Genomic DNA, 17,764 nt, shown 5'->3' with positions numbered 1-17,764 from the left:
CAGCGCTCCCACAGGCCCCCACAGGCCAAAGCGCAAACAAGTGTCGCGGGATGGAGCAGCCCGGTAGCTCGTCAGGCTCATAACCTGAAGGTCGTAGGTTCAAATCCTACTCCCGCAACCATATTCTACAGAAGACTACACGCACAAATGCCGCCCCCAAGGGCGGCGTTCGCGTTTGAGCTGCGTGTCTGTGCTGCGTCCGGTGGATGGCTGGGCCTGCCCTGCGCGGACTTCTCGTCGAGCGCGATTCGAGCTGGAAGATAGGCCATCGGGGCGTTCCTGACGGCCGACCGCGAAAGGCAAGTATCATAGTCGCTCCGCCACGCCCAGACCGCAACCGAGGCATCGCGGAGATCGCTTAACGGGGGCTGGTTCAGCAGCTCCTCGTGCAGGCTGCCGTTAGAGCTCTCTATGAAACCTTGTCCCGCAGGCCTGCCGAAGCCGCGTCGACGCGTAGCACCTTCCCGTCCTCCGTATTGGCCTCCCTAACCCGGTGCGGGGGAGGGGTAACGCGTCCCGGTCTCCACCGATCCACGCGCTTCGGGGCAACAGCGCGGGCCACTGGCCTGCCCAAGGCGAAAAGGGCCGCGGCGTCGCCGCGGCCCCCTCACGTCATTCCGCCGCGACCGGGCGCGCCGGCGGCGGGGCGATCTTCAGCCGCCCCGGGCCCCAGTCGCGCACGTCGTTGCGCCGGACCGCCGCGCGCAGGCGCGACATGCGTTCCTTCCGCGCCGCCTCGGGCATCTCAATCGCGGCCAGGATCGCGTGGTCCATCGAGCGGTTTGAGAACGGGTTGGTGATCACCGCGTCCGACAGCTCCACCGCGGCGCCGGCGAATTCCGACAGGACCAGAACGCCGTCGTCGTCGAGACGCGAGGCGATGAACTCCTTGCAGACGAGGTTCATCCCGTCGGCCAGCGGCGTGATCCAGGCCACGTCCGCCGCCTGGTAGTAGGCGACCAGCTCGGCGAAGGGGATCGCCCGCGAGATCAGGGTGATCGGCTGCCAGTCCAGCGTGCCGTAGAGCCCGTTGATCCGGCCCGCGACCTGCTCGATCTCGTTCTGGATCTCCTCGTAGGCCGCCATGTTACGGTTGGCCTGCACCGAGACATGCATCAGCCGGATCTTGCCGCGCAGGTCGGGCCGCGCCTCCAGCACCCGCTCGAAGCTTTCCAGCTGCTGCGTGCCGCCCTTGGTGTAGTCGGTGCGCCCGACCGACAGGATCAGCTGCGAGTCGCCCAGGTCGCGCCGGATCTCGGCGGCCGTCGCCCGGGTCTCGGGCGACTCGGCGCGTTCGCGGATGAACTGTCCGTCGATCCCCAGCGGGGTGTAGCTGACGGACACTTCGTGCCCCTCGAAGAGCAGGCGCACCGGCGCCGTCCGCTCGGTCAGGGCGGTGTCCTCGGTGATCCACTGCTCCGGCACGACCTCCCGCTCGACGATCTTGGCGTCGAACAGGCTCTCGGCGACCGAGGCGAAGTTCGCGGCGAAGCGCGGGATGTGGAAGCCGACGTCGTCGCAGGCCAGCAGGCTGCGCACGATCTCCTTGCGCCAGGGCAGCACGTTGAACATGTCGGCGGCCGGGAAGGGCGTGTGGTGGAAGAAGGCGATCCGGACGTCCGGGCGCATCTCGCGCAGGTAGCCGGGCACCAGCCACAGGTTGTAGTCATGCACCCAGACCAGCGCGCCGGGCGCGGCCTCGGCCGCGGCGGCCTCGGCGAAGCGCCGGTTCACGTCGCGGTAGTTCGCCCAGTCGACGGGGTCGTAGTTGTACTGCTCCTTGAAGGAGTGGAGGATCGGCCAGAACGCCTCCTTGGAGGTGACGTGATAGAATTCGCGCACCATGTGGTCGGTCAGCGGCAGACGCGAGACCGAGTACTGCCCGTAGGCGTCGTCGATCTCGATCTTCTGCTCGAACTCCGGCGCATTGACGTCCTCGGCCAGCTTCCAGGCGATCCAGGCGCCGTGGTTGACGTGGCCGAAGAAGCTCTTGAGCGTCGGGACGATCCCGTTCGGGCTCTTGTTCTCGCGGAAGACGATCTTGCCGTCCTCCACGACCTCTTCATAGGGTTGACGGTGGTAGACGATCACGAGTTCGGAAGGCATCAGGGAAGCTCCTTATTTCGTGGCAAGCAGGTTTTTCGCGAGGATCGCCTCGGCAATGCCCGAGACACCGATCCCGGTCGCCAGGTGGACGTGGTCGAGGCCGGACAGCTTCTCGACCAGCGCCGGCTCGGACCCGCCCACCGCCACGGCGGGAAGGCCCAGCTCCAGCATGGAGAGGTCGTTGAGCGTGTCGCCCGCGACCAGCGTCCTGCGGCTGTCGATGTCGAGATGGGTCAAGAGGCGCAGCAGCGACGGCCCCTTGCTGACGTCCTTCGGCAGCACGTCGAAGAAGCGGTTGTCCGAGATCAGCGCGTCGAGCCCAAGCCCCGCGACGATGTCGAGGGCCTTCGGATCGAACCGCTCGGCGTCGAGGTCGTAGCTGACGCGATAGCGGAAGCCGGTCGATTGCAGCGTCAGGCCCGGCGCCTTGTGCAGCGCCGCCTGGACGCGCATGTTCGCGTCGCCCCAGGCCTTGGCGATCTCGGATTCCAGCGCCTCGATGGGGCTGAGCATGTGGTCGCGGTCGACCTCGGCGATGGTGGTGCCGACATCGCCCACCACGTAGTCGGGACGCGGCACGCCCAGGCGCCGGGTCAGGTCGCGGACGAAGCCCGGATCGCGCCCGGTCACGAAGATCAATCCGACTCTGTCGCGGTTGGACTCGATCCACGCGTAGAAGCGCGCGCGCTCCTCGTCGGTGCCACCCAGGAAGGTGCCGTCGAGATCGGTCGCGAGGACGAGGTCTTTTTCGCCGATGGCCTTGGAAGAGAACTTTTCGTGACGGGTCATGAGATCCTTTCTGCAAGCGTTGCGATTGCCTGATCTGTTGCAGGGTGGCTGAACGCGAGATCCATGGCCCGCGGTTCGGCCTCGATGGGCCGCGCCCAGAGCGCGGCGAAGGCGGAGCCGAGATCGGCCCCGTCATGGAGAATGGCGCGCACGGTCTCGCAGATCGGCATCGACACGCCTAGCTTGCGGGCGAGATCCGTGACCGAGCGGGCGTTGAACTCGCCCTCGACGACGATCGGCTTGCCGTCGAAGCACTCCGCGCGCGGGGTGCCTTGGCCAAGCTGCTGGCCCAGCGCCATGTTGCGCGAGGTCGGGCTGGAGCAGGTCAGCGACAGGTCGCCGATGCCCGACAGGCCCGTGACCGTCTCGCGCCGGCCGCCCAGCGCCTCGGCGAGGCGCTTCATCTCGTCGACGCCCCGGGTGATGAGCGCGGCGCGCGTGTTCTCGGCGAAGCCCGCGCCGGTCATCATCCCGCAGGCGATGGCCACGACGTTCTTGACTGCGCCGCCGATCTCCACCCCGACGAGGTCGTCGGAAACATAGGCGCGGAAGCTTTCGGTCGTCAGCGACAGGGCGAGGCGGACGGCAGGGCTGTCCTGCGGCTTCAGCCGGTCGGCATAGGTGAAGGGAAAGGCCACCGTGGCCGAGGTCGGATAGCCCAGCGCCGTCTCGTGGGCGAAGGTCGGACCCGAGACGCAGCCGATCGGATGGGTCTTCAGCTCCTCCTCGGCGACCTGCGACATCAGCAGGCCCGTCTCCGCCTCGATCCCCTTGGCGCAGATCGCGACGGGGATGCCCTCGGGCGCGTGCTCCGCCACCTGGCGCGACACGCTGCGCACGCTGCGCGACGGCACCACGATCAGCGCGGCCTCGACGTCCGACAGCGCGTCCGACATCTCGTGCACGCCGTAGAGCGTCTCGGGCAGGTCCACGCCCGGCAGCATGGCCGAGTTGCGGTGGTCGCGGTTGATCTCGTCCACGACCTGCGGGTTGCGGCCCCAGAGCCGGGTCTGCACCCCGGCGCGGGCCAGCGTGGCCGCCAGCGCGGTGCCCCAGGATCCCGCGCCGATCACGGCGACGCGCTGGTATCCCCGCGCCGGATCCTGCGGGACATGACTGGCCATCGGCTGGTGTTTCATGGCGACCTCGAGATTGGCGCAAAAGATGCGGTCCCCGGGGAGCGGCCCCAGGCGCGAAGGGATCGGATGCCGGATGCGGCGTGTTCGGTGACGGTTCCTTACCTATTCCCCGACATACATTTATCAATGCCGCAGACGCGAAAGTAACGCTCGATGCGGCAGGGGAGTGCCGGTCCGCACGCCGGAACCCCGCCCACTGCATAGAAAAAAGGCCCCGAAGTCGCAACCCTGAGCAGAATCATATTTCGTTTGCGACTTTCTTGCGTCGCTTTTGACTATTCCGCTATGGGTCCTAGGGTTCTGCGCCGCAGCAAACACAGGAGGGACCCCGTCCCATGGCCTCATCGGTTCGCACAGCAATCTTCCCCGTCGCCGGGCTCGGCACCCGTTTCCTGCCCGCCACCAAGGCCACCCCGAAGGAGCTTCTGCCGGTCATCGACACGCCGCTGATCCAGTATGCCATCGACGAGGCGCAGGAGGCGGGCATCGAGCGCATGGTCTTCGTCAGCCACCCCTCGAAGGCCGCGATCGAGCGTCACGTGATGGACGACGCCAAGCTGCGCGCCGACCTGAAGGCGCGCGGCAAGGCCGATCTTGCCGCCGACCTGCAGGAGGCCGCCTTCTGCCCGGACACCGACGACGTCGTCTTCACGATGCAGGACGAGCCGCTGGGCCTCGGCCATGCGGTGCTCTGCGCCCGCGACCACGCACTGCCCGGTCCGGTCGCGGTGATCCTTCCCGACGACCTGATCGTGGGCCGGGGCTGCCTCGCCGAGATGATCGAGGCCTACGATCCCGCCACCGCCGGCCATATGGTCGCGACGATGACCGTCGACCGCGATGAGACCGAGAAATACGGCATCCTCTCCACGACCGGCGGCTCGGGCCGCCTGCTGACCGCCGACGGCATGGTCGAGAAGCCCGCGCCCGAGGACGCGCCCTCCTGCGAGGCGGTGGTCGGCCGCTACGTGCTCGACCCGTCGATCTTCGACGACCTCGCGGTGCAGGCCCCGGGCGCCAAGGGCGAGATCCAGCTTACCGACGCCATCGCCAGCGGGAAGGAGCGGGTCGGCCTCTCCGGCTTCCGCTTTTCGGGTACGCGGTTCGACTGCGGCTCCAAGGCGGGGATGCTGCGCGCGATCCTGCACCTCGCCGCCGAGGACCCCGAATGCCGGGCGGTGCTGGCCGAGGCCGGCCATCGCGCCGCCGCCCGCGCGGCCTGAGGACCGTCGAACGCCCGGAGTCGCGCGAGCGTTCTCGGGCCAGGACCTTCGCGGCCGGGGCCGCTCGTTCGGCGATGCCTCTGCAATGACGGCTTGCTGACGACGCCCGAAGCGCCCCACCGCGAGCAGGAAGTCCCCCACGCCCTGCCGTCATGGCCGGGCGCGACCCGGCCATCCACCGGACCATGCGCGCCAACCGCCGCAGTGCGGACCGCCGGGCTGGGTCCGGCGACCTGACGAGACCGGGCGCATGCCCCGCAGATCCTCCTTTCGCGACTGACGGGATCCGGCCGCGATGGCGCGCCGACCAGCCGCATCGCGCGGCCGACGGCCCGTCCCCGTCCCTGTCTTGCTGAATTTCCAGGCGCGGCGCCCGCTCCTCCACCACACCCGGGGCCCGCGCCCGCATCGTCATCCAATTGTAGCAGGAGCGTCACGAAACCTTTCCCGACGCCCCCGATGCGTGCCCCCGAACCGCGCTCGGGGGACCGCTCTGCCATGTTGACCATCGAACGCCTCACCAAGAGGTTCGGCGCCGCCACGGCCGTGGATGCCGTGGCCCTGTCCTTCGAACGTCCGATGATGGTCGGCGTGATCGGGCGGTCCGGGGCGGGCAAGTCGACGCTGCTTCGGATGCTCAACCTGCTCGAACGCCCCTCCGAGGGCCGCATCGCCTACGAGGGGCGGGAGGTCACGGCCCTGACCGGCGCGAAGGCCCGCGCCTGGCAGGCCGATTGCGCGATGATCTTCCAGCAGTTCAACCTCGTCCCGCGGATGGACGTGGTGTCGAACGTGCTGCACGGCACGCTCAACCGCCGCTCCACCGCGCGCGCTCTCTTTGCGCTCTGGCCGCGCGAGGACGTCCACCGCGCCATCGACATCCTCGCCCGGCTCGGCATCGAGGACCACGCCGCCAAGCGGGCCGAGGCCCTGTCCGGCGGCCAGCAGCAGCGCGTCGCCATCGCCCGCGCGCTGATGCAGGACCCGAGGATCATCCTCGCCGACGAGCCCATCGCCTCGCTCGACCCGATGAACGCGCAGATCGTGATGGAGAGCCTTCGCGCCATCCACGAGGAGGATGGCCGCACCGTCATCTGCAACCTGCACACGCTGGATACGGCGCGGCGCTACTGCGACCGCGTGATCGGCATGCGGGACGGCCGCGTCGTGTTCGACGGCACGCCCGCGCAGCTCACCACCGGGGTCGCCCGCGACATCTACGGGGCGGGCGCCGATTTCTCCGAGGCCGCCACCTCGACCGAGATCCGAGACACCGAGACGACCGCCCAGGCGCTGAGACATCAGGCCAAGGCCGCCGTCTGACGTGTGAAACCGCCCCCGCGCGGGGCACATGACCAGAGAGAGATCCATGACCAAGACGCTTCTGGCCCTTGCCGCCACCACCGCCCTCGCCGCGCCCGCCTTCGCGCAGGAGGTGTCCCAGTTCAACATCGGCGTTCTCGGCGGCGAAAACGCGCAGGACCGCCTGACCGCGAACCAGTGCCTCGCCGAATACGCCGCCGAGGCCCTCGGCCTCGACGTCTCCGACGTGAACATCTTCACCCCCGCCGACTACAACGGCGTGATCCAGGGCCTGCTCGGCGGCACGCTCGACATGGCCTGGCTGGGCGCCTCGGCCTATGCCGCGATCTACCTGCAGGACGCGCAGGCGGTGGAGCCGGTGCTGGTCAAGACCAACCTCGACGGCTCCTTCTCCTACCACTCGATCGGCTTCGCCCGCGCCGACAGCGGCATCGCCTCGCTCGAGGACATGAAGGGCAAGGTCTTCGGCTTCGGCGACCCCAACTCCACCTCCGGCTACCTGATCCCCTCGGTCGAGATCCCGAACGCCACCGGCGCCACGATGGAGAACGGCGACTACTTCGGCGAGGTGAAGTTCACCGGCGGTCACGAGCAGACCATCGTCGCGGTCGCCAACGGCGATGTCGACGGCGGCGTGACCTGGGCCGACGGCCTCGGCGACTGGGAAGACGGCTACAACTCGGGCGCGCTGCGCCGCGCATCCGACTCCGGCATCGTCGACATGAACGACCTCGTCGAGATCTGGCGCTCCAACCCGATCCCCGAGGGCCCCATCGTCCTGCGCTCCACCCTCCCCGAGGAGGTGAAGGCCACGATGACCGACCTCGTCGCCAACCTCCACGAGACCGACCAGGACTGCGCCTACGGCGTCGCCGCAGGCGAGACGGCCGGCTTCCAGCCGATCGGCCACGAGGCCTACGAGACCATCATCGAAGTCCGCCGCCGCGAGATTGGTGGGTGAGCGCCGGTCCGCCCGTGGCGGCGAAAGGTCCAGTGGACCTTTCGAGGCGCGAACGGGCGGAGCCCCGGCCTGACCGACGGCGAGGGGCGCAGCACTGCGCGCCCCTTGCCTCGCCTTCCTCTCGCACGACCCGGGGACCCAACCCGCCTGCATGCGTCCCCGGGTCAGACGCGGGGACGACACGAGCCCGACCGGACCCAGCATGACCGCCAGCCTCACCGACCTCCACGCCGCCTACGACGCCCAGCTGCGCACCAAGCGCCTCTGGACCGCCACCGGCCTGCTGATCTTCGTCCTGCTGCTCGTCGCCGGTTTCCTGACGGCCAACGACCGCAATGCCGGCGGCTTCCTGCAGGGCATTCCCAACGTCTTCGACTTCCCCGCCGACGTCGTGACCGAGGCCATCGCCCGCGCGCCCGAGCTTCCGGGCCTCGTGATCCGCTACCTGCCCTCGCTGGCCGAGACGGTGAACATCGCCGCCGCCGCCACGCTGATCGGCGCCGCGATCGCCGCAGCCCTTGCCTTCCTCGTGACGCGCGGCCTCGCCCCGGCGCCCTGGGCTGTGGCCCCGATCCGCCGCCTGCTCGACACGCTGCGCGCGGTGCCCGAGATCGTCATCGCCCTGATCCTGATCTTCGTGCTGGGCGGCGGTCCGGTCCCCGCCATGATCGCCATCGCGCTCCACACCACCGGCGCGCTGGGCAAGCTTTTCTCCGAGGTGGCCGAGAACGCGCCGCTCGGCGCTGTCGAGGGCCTGCGCTCGGTCGGGGCGAGTTGGCCGCAGCGGATGCTCTTCGGGGTGCTGCCGCAGGTCGCGCCGAACTGGCTCAGCTATGCGCTGCTGCGCTTCGAGATCAACATCCGCGCCTCCGCCATCCTGGGCTTCGTGGGCGCGGGCGGCATCGGCTACGATCTGCGCAACGCCATGTCCTGGGGGCAGGGCCGCTTCGCCGAGGCGGCGGCGATCTTCATCCTTCTCTTCGCGACCATCGTGATCGTCGACCAGATCGGCTCCGCCATCCGCGAGCGTCTCACCAAGGGAGCCGCGCTGTGACCGCCCTCGCCGACCATGCCGGCCGCTACGCCGCCGCCGAAAGCCATTTCGCCCGCGCCCGGCTGTGGCTGATCGGGCTGCCCGCGCTGCTGCTGGCCTATCTCGTCTACATCTTCTTCGCCTTCGAGGGGCCCGCCCTGATCCGCGACGCGAATGCCGACAATGCCCGCATCCTCGTCTCGGACATGGTCACCCACAAGGTCCATGTGAGCCGCGACAACCGCGACGGCAGCATCGAGGTCTCTGTCGAGGGCGAGCGCAAGGGCCGCTACCCGGAGGGCGAGTCTCCCGCCTGGGTCAGCCTGGGCGAGACCACGGTGATCGACCTCGGCGGCGGCCATGTCGTCACCTTCGGTCCCGATAACGCGACCGAATATGCCGTCCCCGGCTACGGCACGATCTTCGCGCAGCCGTCCCGCAGCCGCGGCGTCGACGCCACGCTGCCCGACGGCCCCGTGCCCGACTGGATCAACGCCAGCCGCAACCGCATCGTGGCCGATACCGAGGCCGGGCGCTTCATCGTCACCCGCAACCGGACCGAGGTCTTCCGCTACTTCGCGGGGTGGGAGCTCTTCTTCTTCACCCTCGACAGCCCCTATCACGGGTTCGGCCTCGGCGCCCTGACCACCGCTGCCTTCGGCGGCGAGGCGGGGGCGATCTGGGAAGAGTTCTGGACCAACGACATGTGGCGCCATGCCGAGGTCGCCTGGGCCCTGTTCGAGACGATCCTGATGGCCTTCCTCGGCACGATGGGCGCGGCGATGATCGCCCTGCCGCTGTCCTTCCTGGCCGCCCGGGGCTTCACCCCGCTGGCGCTGGTCAGGTTCTTCTCGCGGCGTCTCTTCGACTTCCTGCGCGGCGTGGACGGCCTGATCTGGACCATCGTTCTCAGCCGCGCCTTCGGTCCCGGTCCGCTGACCGGCACGCTCGCCATCCTGCTCACCGATACGGGCAGCTTTGGCAAGCTCTTCTCCGAGGCGCTGGAAAACGTCGACCGCCGCCAGATCGAGGGCGTCCGCTCCACCGGCGCCGGCGCCGTCCTGCGCGCCCGCTTCGGCGTCATCCCGCAGCTTCTGCCGGTGCTGCTGGCGCAGGTGCTCTACTATCTCGAATCGAACACGCGGTCGGCGACCGTGATCGGCGCCATCACCGGCGGCGGCATCGGGCTGCTGCTGACGCAGGCGATCATCACCCAGAAGGACTGGGAGGAGGTCACCTATTACGTCCTGCTGGTGGTGCTGATGGTCTTCGCGATGGACTCGATCTCCGGTTGGCTGCGGCGGCGGCTGATCCGTGGGTGAGCGCCGATCCGGCGCCCACCAATCATCCGGCCCGCCGGTGAGGGAGCGCATCGACGGGCCGCGGCGCGGCGATCCGACCGCGGAGCGGTGCGCTTTATGCCAATCAGGTCAGGAAGACCTACGAGCTACGCGCCGAGCGTCGCCAGATCGCCGGGCCGGGGGGCGGCCCGGCGATGCGCGGCATCCGGCTTTGCCGGATGCTGTTTCGCGCGGGGTCGTCGGCTCGACGTCGGAGGCGCACAGAAGCCGCCCATCCGTGCGAAAATGACGTATGACGCGGGTCACCCGTCCGTCACCCGCAGATCACCCCTGGAATCCGACGCCGATTCCAACCAGAACCGCCAGAACCGGCCAAAACCTGTCTAGTTGTCATGCCCCGCCTCTCCCACGACGCCCCCTTCCTCCACCCCGATGTCGAGATCACCGACGACTGCAGCTTCGGCGCCTATGTCGAGATCGGCCGCGGCTCCCGCGTCGCCCATTCCTCGCTCGACGACTATTCCTATTGCGACCGCTACGCCGACATCGCCAACGCGCGCATCGGCAAGTTCGCCAACATCGCCGCCCATTCCCGGATCGGCGCGACCGATCACCCGATGGAGAAGGCGTCGCTCCATCACTTCCACTACCGCTCCGCCGATTACTGGGACGACGCCGAACCCGATCACGACTGGTTCGCCCTCCGACGCAGCCGGATCGCCGTGCTGGGCCACGACACCTGGATCGGCGCGCAGGCGCTGGTGAAGCCCGAGGTGACCGTGGGCCACGGGGCCGTCGTCGCCTCGGGCGCGGTCGTCACGAAGGACGTGCCGCCCTACTGGATCGTCGCGGGCGTGCCCGCGCGACCGCTGCGCCCCCGCCTGCCCGAGCGCATTGCCGAACGGTTGATGGCGCTCGCCTGGTGGGACTGGCCGCATGAGCGGCTGCGCGCCGCGCTCGACGATTTCCGCAGGTTCCCGGCCGAGGCGTTCCTCGAACGCCACGAGTGAGCTGCCGCTCAGGAATGGTGTAATGTCAGGGCAATACGCTCGCCGGCAAAGCGCGTCACGCCGAACTCGACGGGTCGGCCGTTCAGATCCGTATTGACCGCCTCCGACACCAGCAGCGGCGCACCGGGGGCGAGGTTCAGGTGCCCCGCCTCGATCGGCGTGGCCGCCGTGGCCGCGATCCGGGTCGAGACGCGCACATAGTCCGCCACCCCGCAGGCGGCGAGCGCCTCGGTCACCGAGCCGAGCCGCGTCAGCGCCTCCACCAGCGCCGGCATCCGCGCGGCCGGGTAGGTCGAATGGAACAGCGCGACCGGCGCCCCGTCCGCCATGGCGAGCCCGTCGGTGACGTGGATCAGGTCGCCCGCCTGCAGGCCCAGCGGCGCCGCCTCGGCGGCGCTCGCGGGCCGGGTCTCGGTTGACAGCAGGCGCTTGCCCGGCACGCGCCCTGCCGCTTCCATCGCGCGGCGGAAGCGGACGCGCGCGCCGATCGGGTACTCCGTCGGCGCCTCCGCCACGAAGGCGCCGGCCCCGCGCCGCGTGCGCACCAGCCCCTCCTCGACCAGCGCGGCGATCGCGCGCCGCACCGTGTGCCGGTTGACCCCGAACCGCGCGGCGAGCCGCGCCTCGGTCGGCAGCCGGTCGCCCGGCGCCCGCGCCCCTTCCGCGATCTCGCCGCGCAGCACATCCGCGATGGCAGTCCACATGCCGCGTCCCGTCACCGAAGTTTCACTGTCCATCGCCATGAAAGTTGTATAGTTGTCGATAAAAGGCCTGTCGAGACGCCATATAGGGCCCGAAGAGACCGAGTCGCGATGCAGAGAAAAGACTGGATAGGCCTGTTCGGACGGGCGAAGCCGGAGGAGTTGCAGGCGCTTGCGGGCCACCTCGGCCCGATGCCCGCGCCCGACTGGCTGCGCCCCCCCGAGACCGGCAGCGTCATGGTCCGCGGCCGCGCCGGCGGCACCGGCGCCCCCTTCAACCTCGGCGAAGTCACCGCCACCCGCTGCGCCTTGCGCGACGGGGAGGCCGAGGGTCATGCCATCGTGCAGGGCCGTGATCAAGACCACGCGGCGCGCGCCGCCTGGCTCGACCTTCTGCTGCAGGGCCCCCGCGCGGCCGAGGTGCGGCGGGTGGTCGTCGAGCCGCTCGCCGCCGCAGAGGCCGCCCGCCGCCACGACCGTGCCCGCAAGGCCGAGGCCACGCGCGTCGATTTCGAGACCATGGTCCGGGGAGAGGACTGATGCAGCCCGCCTTCGCCGATCCCCCCACCGACTCCGCCCGCGCCTTCCGGGCGATCATGCAGGCCATGGCGCGCCCCGGCACCGTCCACGAGGTCGCCGCCCCCGCGCCCGAAGGGCTGTCGCCCGCCGCCGCGGCGACGCTTCTGGTGCTGGCCGACCAAACGACGCCGGTCTGGCTGGCGCACGGGCACGACTGGCTGGTCTTCCACACCGGCGCGCCCGTCGCCGCGACCCGGGCTGAGGCGGCCTTCGCCGTCGGCCCGTGGGATGCGCTGGCCCCGCTGGGCGATTGGCCTGTCGGCACGCCCGACTATCCCGACCGGAGCACCACCCTGATCGTCGAGGTGCCGCGGCTCGACGGGTCCGGCACCCGCCTGACCGGGCCGGGCATCGAGACCGAGTCGCGGCTGCCCCTGCCGGACGCGCGGGCGCTGGCCGCCAATGCCGCGCTCTACCCGCTGGGAGTCGACCTGATCCTGAGCTGCGGGGACCGGCTCGCGGCGCTGCCGCGCTCGACGCGCATCCACCCGGAGGACGCCTGATGTATGTCGCCGCCAAGGGCGGGGAGGAGGCCATCGCCGCCGCCCATAGCTGGCTCGCCGAGGAGAGGCGGGGCAGGGGCGCTCTGCTCGATGTCGACCAGATCGCTTCGCAGCTGGCCCTGGTCGTCGCCCGTGTCATGTCCGAGGGGTCGCTCTACGACCCCGAGCTTGCCGCGCTGGCGCTGCGTCAGGCGCGCGGGGACCTGATCGAGGCCGTCTTCCTGATCCGCGCCTACCGCACGACCCTGCCGCGGCTGGGCGCGTCGCGCCCGATCGATACCGGGGCGATGGCCTGCGACCGGCGCGTCTCGGCGACGTTCAAGGACATTCCCGGCGGACAGGTCCTCGGCCCGACCTTCGACTACACCCACCGGCTGATCGACTTCGCAGAGGCCGCGGGCGCCGACCCCGCCGCCTTGGCCGAGGCCGCGCCGCCCCTGCGCCCGCGCGTGTCCGACCATCTGGGCCGCGAGGGGCTGTTGCGCGACGAGCCGCGCGGCGACACCTCACCGCCCGACCTGACGCGCGAGCCGCTCGCTCTGCCCGCCTGCCGCGCGCTCCGGCTTCAGGCGCTGGCGCGGGCCGACGAGGGCTTCCTGCTCGGCCTCGCCTACTCGACGCAGCGGGGCTACGGGCGCACCCATGCCTTCGTGGGCGAGTTGCGCCTCGGCGCCGTCGAGGTCGAGATCGACCTGCCGGAGCTGGGCTTCTCCGTGGCCTTCGCCGAGATCAGCGTGACCGAATGCGAGACCGTGAACCAGTTCACCGGATCGAAGACGGAGCCGCCGCAGTTCACCCGCGGCTACGGGCTGACGCTGGGCGCCTGCGAGCGCAAGGCCATCTCCATGTCGCTGGTCGACCGCGCCCTGCAATGGCGGGAGCTGGGCGAGGACTTCGTCGGTGCCCCCGCGCAGGACGAGGAGTTCGTGCTGGCCCATGCCGACAACATCCAGGCGACCGGGTTCCTGGAGCATATCAAGCTGCCGCATTACGTCGATTTCCAGGCCGAGCTGGAGTTGATCCGGCGGCTGCGGCGGGCGGCGGCACAGACGCGGGAGGCGGCGGAATGACCCTGTCAGCGGTGGTCTTCGATATCGGCGGGGTGCTGGTCGACTGGAAGCCCCATCTCGCCTGGAGCCCGGAGCTGGGCGAGCAGGGCGCGCGGGAGTTCATGGACCGCATCGGCTTTGCGGCGCGCAACCTGCGCGGCGACGGCGGCGCGACCTTTGCGGAGATGGCGGCGGAGCTGGACGACCCCGAGGATGCGCGGCTGCTGGCGGCCTATCCGTCGCTCTATGTCCGCACGGTCCGGGATGCGGTGCCCGGCACCTGGGCGGTGCTGGACGAACTGCAGGCCGCGGGCGTCGCGACCCATGCCATCACCAACTGGTCGGCGGAAACCTGGCCCGAGGGGCTGAAGGCCCATCCCCGGCTGGCCGAGGTCTTCGGAACGCTGGTCGTTTCTGGGCGCGAGGGGATGGTCAAGCCCGACCCGCGCATCTTCCGCCTGCTCTGCGACCGGGCGGGGCTGGCGCCCGAGGCCTGCGTCTTCGTCGACGACGGGCTGCACAACGTCGAGGGCGCGCGGGCCGTCGGGATGGACGGCATCCATTTCTCCACCGCCGAGGCGTTCCGCGCCGCCCTTGTCGAGAGGGGCCTGCTGTGACCGACTACAACTTCGCCTATCTCGACGAGCCGACGAAGAAGATGATCCGCCGGGCGATCCTGAAGGGGCTGGCCGTGCCGGGCTATCAGGTGCCATTCGCCAGCCGCGAGATGCCGATGCCCTGTGGCTGGGGCACCGGCGGCGTGCAGGTGACGGCGGCCTGCCTCATGCCCAAGGACGTGCTGAAGGTCATCGACCAGGGCGCCGACGATACGACCAACGCCGTCTCGATCCGCGCCTTCTTCGCCCGCGTGGCCGGGGTCGCGACGACGACGCGGACCGCGAAGGCCAGCATCATCCAGACCCGCCACCGCATCCCCGAGACGCCGCTGCGCGAGGATCAGATCCTCGTCTATCAGGTGCCCATCCCCGAGCCCCTTCGCTTCCTGGAACCGCGCGAGACCGAGACGCGGCGGATGCACGCCCTGGAGGAATACGGCCTGATGCACGTGAAGCTTTACGAGGATATCGCGCGGCACGGCGCCATCGCGACCTCCTACGCCTATCCGGCGATGGTGAACGACCGCTACGTCTTCGATCCCTCGCCGATCCCGCGCTTCGACAACCCGAAGCTCGAAAGCCCGGCGATCCAGCTCTTCGGCGCGGGGCGGGAACAGCGGATCTACGCGATCCCGCCGCATACGCGGGTCGTCTCGCTCGATTTCGAGGATCATCCCTTCGAGGCGTCGAAGGCCGACGGGGTCTGCGCGCTTTGCGGGGCGGAGGACAGCTATCTGGACGAGATCGTGGCCGACGATGCGGGGACGCGCCGGTTCCAGTGCTCGGACACGGACTGGTGCGCGGAGCGGCGGGCATGAGCGGGGTGACCGAGAGCGATCCGCCGCTGCTGTCGGTGCGGGGGCTCACGAAATCCTATGGCGGGCGGATCGGTTGCGCCGGCATCGACCTCGAGCTCTGGCCGGGCGAGGTGCTGGGCATCGTGGGCGAGAGCGGGTCGGGAAAGTCGACGCTGCTGGCCTGTCTGGCCGGGCATCTGGAGGCCGATGCGGGCACCGCGCTCTATGCCGGGCGCGACGTGCTGACCCTGCCGGAGCCGGCGCGGCGCAGGCTGGGCCGCACCGAATGGGCCTTCGTCCACCAGCACGCCCGCGACGGGCTGCGCATGAACGTGAGCGCCGGCGGCAACGTGGGCGAGCGGCTGATGGCGGGCGGCGCGCGGCACTACGGCGACATCCGACGGACGGCCGAGGACTGGCTGGCGCGGGTCGAGATCGACCCGGCCCGGATCGACGACCGGCCCTCGCAATTCTCGGGGGGGATGCAGCAGCGGCTGCAGATCGCGCGGGGGCTGGTGACGGGGCCGAAGCTGGTGCTGATGGACGAGCCGACTGGCGGGCTGGACGTGAGCGTGCAGGCCCGGCTTCTGGACCTGCTGCGCGGGCTGGTGCGGCGGATGGGGCTATCGGCCATCGTGGTGACGCATGACCTGGGCGTGGTGCGGCTGCTGGCCGACCGGCTGATGGTGATGAAGGACGGGCGGGCGGTCGAGACGGGGCTGACCGACCGGGTGCTGGACGATCCGCAGCACGGCTATACGCAACTCCTCGTCTCCTCGGTGCTGCCGACATGATCTCCGTCTCGCATCTCTCCAAGCGGTTCGTCCTGCACAACCAGGGCGGCGCCGAGATTCCGGTCCTGACGGAGGCGGCGCTGACCGTCGCGCCCGGCGAATGCGTGGCGCTGACGGGGGCGTCGGGCTCGGGCAAGTCGACGCTGCTGCGCCTGCTGCAGGGGAACTACGTGCCCGGCGGCGGGTCGCTGGTGGTGGCGGGACTGGACCTCGCCACCGCCTCCGCGCGCGAGGTCTCGGCGCTGCGGCGGGGGACGCTGGGCTACGTGTCGCAATTCCTGCGCGTCGTCCCGCGCGTGCCCGCCGTGGAGGTGGTCGCCGAGCCGCTGGCCGCGCTGGGCGTCCCGGAGGAGGAGGCGCGGGCGCGGGCCGAGGCGCTGCTCGCCCGGCTGAACCTGCCCGAGCGGCTCTGGCCGCTCTCCCCCACGACCTTCTCGGGCGGGGAGCAGCAGCGGGTGAACATCGCGCGCGGCTTCGTGCATCCCTATCCGGTGCTGCTGCTGGACGAGCCGACCGCATCTCTGGATCCGGTGAACCGGGCCGTCGTGCTGGACCTCATCCGCGAGGCCAAGGCACGCGGCGCCGCCGTCGTCGGCATCTTCCACGACGGGCCCGCCCGCGCCGAGGTCGCCGACCGGGAGGTCGACGTCTCGGTCTTCGCCCCCCGGGCCGCGTCGTGAGCGGGGCCCCGCGGGTCGTCGGCGTCATCGGCCCCTCCGGCGTCGGCAAGGACAGCCTGATCGCCGCGCTCGCCGCCTCGGCACCCGGCTTCCGCGCCCTGCAAAGGGTCGTGACCCGCCCGGCGGACGAAACCGAGCCGTTCCGGTCCGTCACCGAAGCGGAGTTCAAGGCCATGGCCGAAGCCGGTGCCTTCGCGCTGCACTGGTCGGCCCACCGTCTCCGCTACGGCGTGCCGCGTGCCGAAATCGCGGCGCTCGGGCCGGGCGAGACCGGCCTCGTCAACCTATCGCGCAGCGTCCTGGCCGAGGCGTCCCGGGTGCTGCCGGGCTTCGCCGTTCTGCAGCTGACCGCGCCGCCCGAGGTGCTGGCCCTGCGCCTGTCGGATCGCGGGCGCGAGACCGGCGCCGACATCGCCGCCCGGCTGGCCCGACCCGCTCCGGCCCTGCCGGAGGGGCTGGAGATCGTCGTGGTGGACAATGGCGGCACGCTCGATCAAGCCGTGCGTGCGGCCTCGCGCGCGCTGTCGCGCCCCAGCGGAAGGTCCTCGATCAGATGAAAGCGCCCCTCTCCATCCTCGCCCATCAGCGACACCGCCTCGATCCGGTGCGGCCCGGCCAGCGGGTCGAAGCGAGCTTGCGCGTCTTCGGCGGCCCCGGACCCAGGCGTGGGGCCGGTCAGGGTGAGATGCATGCGGAACCGCTCCATCACGTAAGGGTAGCCCCAGCGGGCCAGCAGCCGCTCCTCCGCCTCGTCCAGCCCGCTGGCGCGGCGACGAGCCAGTTCGGCCTCGGCCGGGGGCGCGCGGAAGTCGTCGAGCCCTTCGACCAGCGCCGCAGCGAGACCGGTGGGGTTCGTCTCGGGCACAAGTGCGAGGAAGTTCCCCAGCCGGGCGACCGACAGGCGCCCGATCCCGACCGGCGCCGTCCGGGCCGCAAGGTCGCGGGCCGCCGACAGCACGCCCTCGGCCGCTCTCCCCGGGGCCAGCCGGAAGGGCGGCTTCAGCGTCGCGTGGAAGCCGTAGCGGCGGGGCGTCGCGGCGTCTTCACGGCCCGCGCCGCAGGGTGCGCCCGCCCGCGCGTCCCAGCCCAGCCACTCCGCCCCGGCGCGGCCCAGGTCGCCGCCGGGCAGCCAGTAGATCGCGTAGCGCGTCCAGTCCAT

19 protein-coding genes, 1 tRNA gene and 1 pseudogene are annotated in these 17,764 nt (G+C 70.5%); 15 read left to right on the top strand and 6 right to left on the bottom strand.

Annotated features, from left to right (window positions below; translation table 11 throughout):
• Positions 1-44: 44 nt before the first annotated feature.
• Positions 45-121, top strand: a tRNA-Met gene (locus DR046_RS13800).
• 4 nt (positions 122-125) lie between these two features.
• Here DR046_RS13800 and DR046_RS24865 read toward each other — a convergent pair.
• From DR046_RS24865 to DR046_RS13780, 4 genes and pseudogenes are all read right to left on the bottom strand, one after another.
• Positions 126-425: pseudogene (locus tag DR046_RS24865) on the bottom strand (integrase core domain-containing protein); the annotation flags it as partial.
• A gap of 187 nt (positions 426-612) precedes the next feature.
• Positions 613-2,106, bottom strand: coding sequence for a glucosylglycerol-phosphate synthase (ggpS, locus tag DR046_RS13790; RefSeq protein WP_115382969.1), 1,494 nt, complete (start codon positions 2,104-2,106; stop codon positions 613-615).
• A 12-nt stretch (positions 2,107-2,118) separates the two neighbouring features.
• Positions 2,119-2,895 carry an HAD-IIB family hydrolase gene (locus tag DR046_RS13785; protein ID WP_115382968.1) on the bottom strand — a complete coding sequence of 259 codons (777 nt, stop codon included), beginning with the start codon at positions 2,893-2,895 and terminating at the stop codon, positions 2,119-2,121.
• Complete coding sequence (locus tag DR046_RS13780; RefSeq protein WP_115382967.1) at positions 2,892-4,034, bottom strand: NAD(P)H-dependent glycerol-3-phosphate dehydrogenase; 1,143 nt, start codon at positions 4,032-4,034, stop codon at positions 2,892-2,894. The genes DR046_RS13785 and DR046_RS13780 overlap by 4 nt, the downstream gene beginning before the upstream one ends.
• A 335-nt stretch (positions 4,035-4,369) precedes the next feature.
• Between DR046_RS13780 and DR046_RS13775 the strand changes: the two genes are divergently transcribed.
• From DR046_RS13775 to DR046_RS13750, 6 genes are all read left to right on the top strand, one after another.
• On the top strand, positions 4,370-5,257 hold the full coding sequence (locus DR046_RS13775) for a UTP--glucose-1-phosphate uridylyltransferase (protein ID WP_115382966.1): 888 nt from the start codon (positions 4,370-4,372) through the stop codon (positions 5,255-5,257).
• Positions 5,258-5,755: 498 nt separating this feature from the next.
• On the top strand, positions 5,756-6,580 hold the full coding sequence (phnC, locus tag DR046_RS13770; RefSeq protein ID WP_115382965.1) for a phosphonate ABC transporter ATP-binding protein: 825 nt from the start codon (positions 5,756-5,758) through the stop codon (positions 6,578-6,580).
• A gap of 46 nt (positions 6,581-6,626) precedes the next feature.
• Positions 6,627-7,541 carry a phosphonate ABC transporter substrate-binding protein gene (gene phnD, locus DR046_RS13765; protein ID WP_115382964.1) on the top strand — a complete coding sequence of 305 codons (915 nt, stop codon included), beginning with the start codon at positions 6,627-6,629 and terminating at the stop codon, positions 7,539-7,541.
• Positions 7,542-7,743: 202 nt separating this feature from the next.
• Positions 7,744-8,595, top strand: a complete 852-nt coding sequence (gene phnE, locus DR046_RS13760) for a phosphonate ABC transporter, permease protein PhnE (RefSeq protein ID WP_115382963.1) — start codon at positions 7,744-7,746, stop codon at positions 8,593-8,595.
• On the top strand, positions 8,592-9,896 hold the full coding sequence (phnE, locus tag DR046_RS13755; protein ID WP_115382962.1) for a phosphonate ABC transporter, permease protein PhnE: 1,305 nt from the start codon (positions 8,592-8,594) through the stop codon (positions 9,894-9,896). The genes phnE (DR046_RS13760) and phnE (DR046_RS13755) overlap by 4 nt, the downstream gene beginning before the upstream one ends.
• Positions 9,897-10,267: 371 nt before the next feature.
• Positions 10,268-10,885, top strand: a complete 618-nt coding sequence (locus DR046_RS13750) for an LbetaH domain-containing protein (protein ID WP_115382961.1) — start codon at positions 10,268-10,270, stop codon at positions 10,883-10,885.
• Positions 10,886-10,893: 8 nt separating this feature from the next.
• On the opposite strand, the gene phnF is transcribed toward DR046_RS13750, so the two are convergent.
• The gene (gene phnF / locus DR046_RS13745; RefSeq protein ID WP_245190936.1) at positions 10,894-11,628 is read right to left on the bottom strand and encodes a phosphonate metabolism transcriptional regulator PhnF; all 735 of its coding nucleotides are present in this window, start codon (positions 11,626-11,628) and stop codon (positions 10,894-10,896) included.
• 69 nt (positions 11,629-11,697) lie between these two features.
• On the opposite strand from phnF, the gene phnG reads away from it, so the two are divergent.
• Genes phnG through DR046_RS13705 form a run of 8 tightly spaced genes read left to right on the top strand, consistent with a single transcriptional unit; the run spans position 11,698 to position 17,162 of the window.
• A complete protein-coding gene (gene phnG, locus DR046_RS13740; RefSeq protein ID WP_115382959.1) occupies positions 11,698-12,126 on the top strand; it encodes a phosphonate C-P lyase system protein PhnG in 429 nt (142 codons plus the stop codon).
• On the top strand, positions 12,126-12,668 hold the full coding sequence (phnH, locus tag DR046_RS13735) for a phosphonate C-P lyase system protein PhnH (RefSeq protein WP_115382958.1): 543 nt from the start codon (positions 12,126-12,128) through the stop codon (positions 12,666-12,668). Before phnG ends, phnH begins: the two co-directional genes overlap by 1 nt.
• Positions 12,668-13,738 carry a carbon-phosphorus lyase complex subunit gene (locus DR046_RS13730; protein ID WP_115382957.1) on the top strand — a complete coding sequence of 357 codons (1,071 nt, stop codon included), beginning with the start codon at positions 12,668-12,670 and terminating at the stop codon, positions 13,736-13,738. Before phnH ends, DR046_RS13730 begins: the two co-directional genes overlap by 1 nt.
• Positions 13,735-14,334: an HAD family hydrolase gene (locus DR046_RS13725; RefSeq protein ID WP_245190935.1), complete on the top strand. Its 600-nt coding sequence runs from the start codon at positions 13,735-13,737 to the stop codon at positions 14,332-14,334. Before DR046_RS13730 ends, DR046_RS13725 begins: the two co-directional genes overlap by 4 nt.
• The gene (locus DR046_RS13720) at positions 14,331-15,152 is read left to right on the top strand and encodes an alpha-D-ribose 1-methylphosphonate 5-phosphate C-P-lyase PhnJ (protein WP_115382956.1); all 822 of its coding nucleotides are present in this window, start codon (positions 14,331-14,333) and stop codon (positions 15,150-15,152) included. The genes DR046_RS13725 and DR046_RS13720 overlap by 4 nt, the downstream gene beginning before the upstream one ends.
• Positions 15,149-15,925, top strand: a complete 777-nt coding sequence (gene phnK, locus DR046_RS13715) for a phosphonate C-P lyase system protein PhnK (protein ID WP_115382981.1) — start codon at positions 15,149-15,151, stop codon at positions 15,923-15,925. Before DR046_RS13720 ends, phnK begins: the two co-directional genes overlap by 4 nt.
• Positions 15,922-16,605 (top strand): phosphonate C-P lyase system protein PhnL, encoded by a 684-nt coding sequence (gene phnL, locus DR046_RS13710; protein ID WP_115382955.1) that lies wholly within the window; start codon positions 15,922-15,924, stop codon positions 16,603-16,605. Before phnK ends, phnL begins: the two co-directional genes overlap by 4 nt.
• Positions 16,602-17,162, top strand: a complete 561-nt coding sequence (locus tag DR046_RS13705) for a ribose 1,5-bisphosphate phosphokinase PhnN (protein WP_115382954.1) — start codon at positions 16,602-16,604, stop codon at positions 17,160-17,162. Before phnL ends, DR046_RS13705 begins: the two co-directional genes overlap by 4 nt.
• Here DR046_RS13705 and DR046_RS13700 read toward each other — a convergent pair.
• Entirely contained in the window at positions 17,099-17,764 is a 666-nt protein-coding gene (locus DR046_RS13700) for a DUF1045 domain-containing protein (RefSeq protein ID WP_115382953.1), read from the bottom strand. The two genes, DR046_RS13705 and DR046_RS13700, sit on opposite strands and share 64 nt — an antisense overlap.

The sequence above is a fragment of the Jannaschia formosa genome (assembly GCF_003340555.1).
GTDB lineage: Bacteria > Pseudomonadota > Alphaproteobacteria > Rhodobacterales > Rhodobacteraceae > Jannaschia > Jannaschia formosa.
Note: the sequence above shows the minus strand (reverse complement) of the source record. Positions and strands in the feature narration are given on the sequence as shown.

What these genes read in the sequence shown, in the direction of transcription:
- ggpS (WP_115382969.1), bottom strand. Translation starts at nt 2,106, where the DNA reads ATGCCTTCCGAACTCGTGATCGTCTACCACCGTCAACCCTATGAAGAG.
- DR046_RS13785 (WP_115382968.1), bottom strand. Translation starts at nt 2,895, where the DNA reads ATGACCCGTCACGAAAAGTTCTCTTCCAAGGCCATCGGCGAAAAAGAC.
- DR046_RS13780 (WP_115382967.1), bottom strand. Translation starts at nt 4,034, where the DNA reads ATGAAACACCAGCCGATGGCCAGTCATGTCCCGCAGGATCCGGCGCGG.
- DR046_RS13775 (WP_115382966.1), top strand. Translation starts at nt 4,370, where the DNA reads ATGGCCTCATCGGTTCGCACAGCAATCTTCCCCGTCGCCGGGCTCGGC.
- phnC (WP_115382965.1), top strand. Translation starts at nt 5,756, where the DNA reads ATGTTGACCATCGAACGCCTCACCAAGAGGTTCGGCGCCGCCACGGCC.
- phnD (WP_115382964.1), top strand. Translation starts at nt 6,627, where the DNA reads ATGACCAAGACGCTTCTGGCCCTTGCCGCCACCACCGCCCTCGCCGCG.
- phnE (WP_115382963.1), top strand. Translation starts at nt 7,744, where the DNA reads ATGACCGCCAGCCTCACCGACCTCCACGCCGCCTACGACGCCCAGCTG.
- DR046_RS13750 (WP_115382961.1), top strand. Translation starts at nt 10,268, where the DNA reads ATGCCCCGCCTCTCCCACGACGCCCCCTTCCTCCACCCCGATGTCGAG.
- phnF (WP_245190936.1), bottom strand. Translation starts at nt 11,628, where the DNA reads ATGGCGATGGACAGTGAAACTTCGGTGACGGGACGCGGCATGTGGACT.
- phnG (WP_115382959.1), top strand. Translation starts at nt 11,698, where the DNA reads ATGCAGAGAAAAGACTGGATAGGCCTGTTCGGACGGGCGAAGCCGGAG.
- phnH (WP_115382958.1), top strand. Translation starts at nt 12,126, where the DNA reads ATGCAGCCCGCCTTCGCCGATCCCCCCACCGACTCCGCCCGCGCCTTC.
- DR046_RS13730 (WP_115382957.1), top strand. Translation starts at nt 12,668, where the DNA reads ATGTATGTCGCCGCCAAGGGCGGGGAGGAGGCCATCGCCGCCGCCCAT.
- DR046_RS13725 (WP_245190935.1), top strand. Translation starts at nt 13,735, where the DNA reads ATGACCCTGTCAGCGGTGGTCTTCGATATCGGCGGGGTGCTGGTCGAC.
- phnK (WP_115382981.1), top strand. Translation starts at nt 15,149, where the DNA reads ATGAGCGGGGTGACCGAGAGCGATCCGCCGCTGCTGTCGGTGCGGGGG.
- phnL (WP_115382955.1), top strand. Translation starts at nt 15,922, where the DNA reads ATGATCTCCGTCTCGCATCTCTCCAAGCGGTTCGTCCTGCACAACCAG.
- DR046_RS13700 (WP_115382953.1), bottom strand. Translation starts at nt 17,764, where the DNA reads ATGGACTGGACGCGCTACGCGATCTACTGGCTGCCCGGCGGCGACCTG.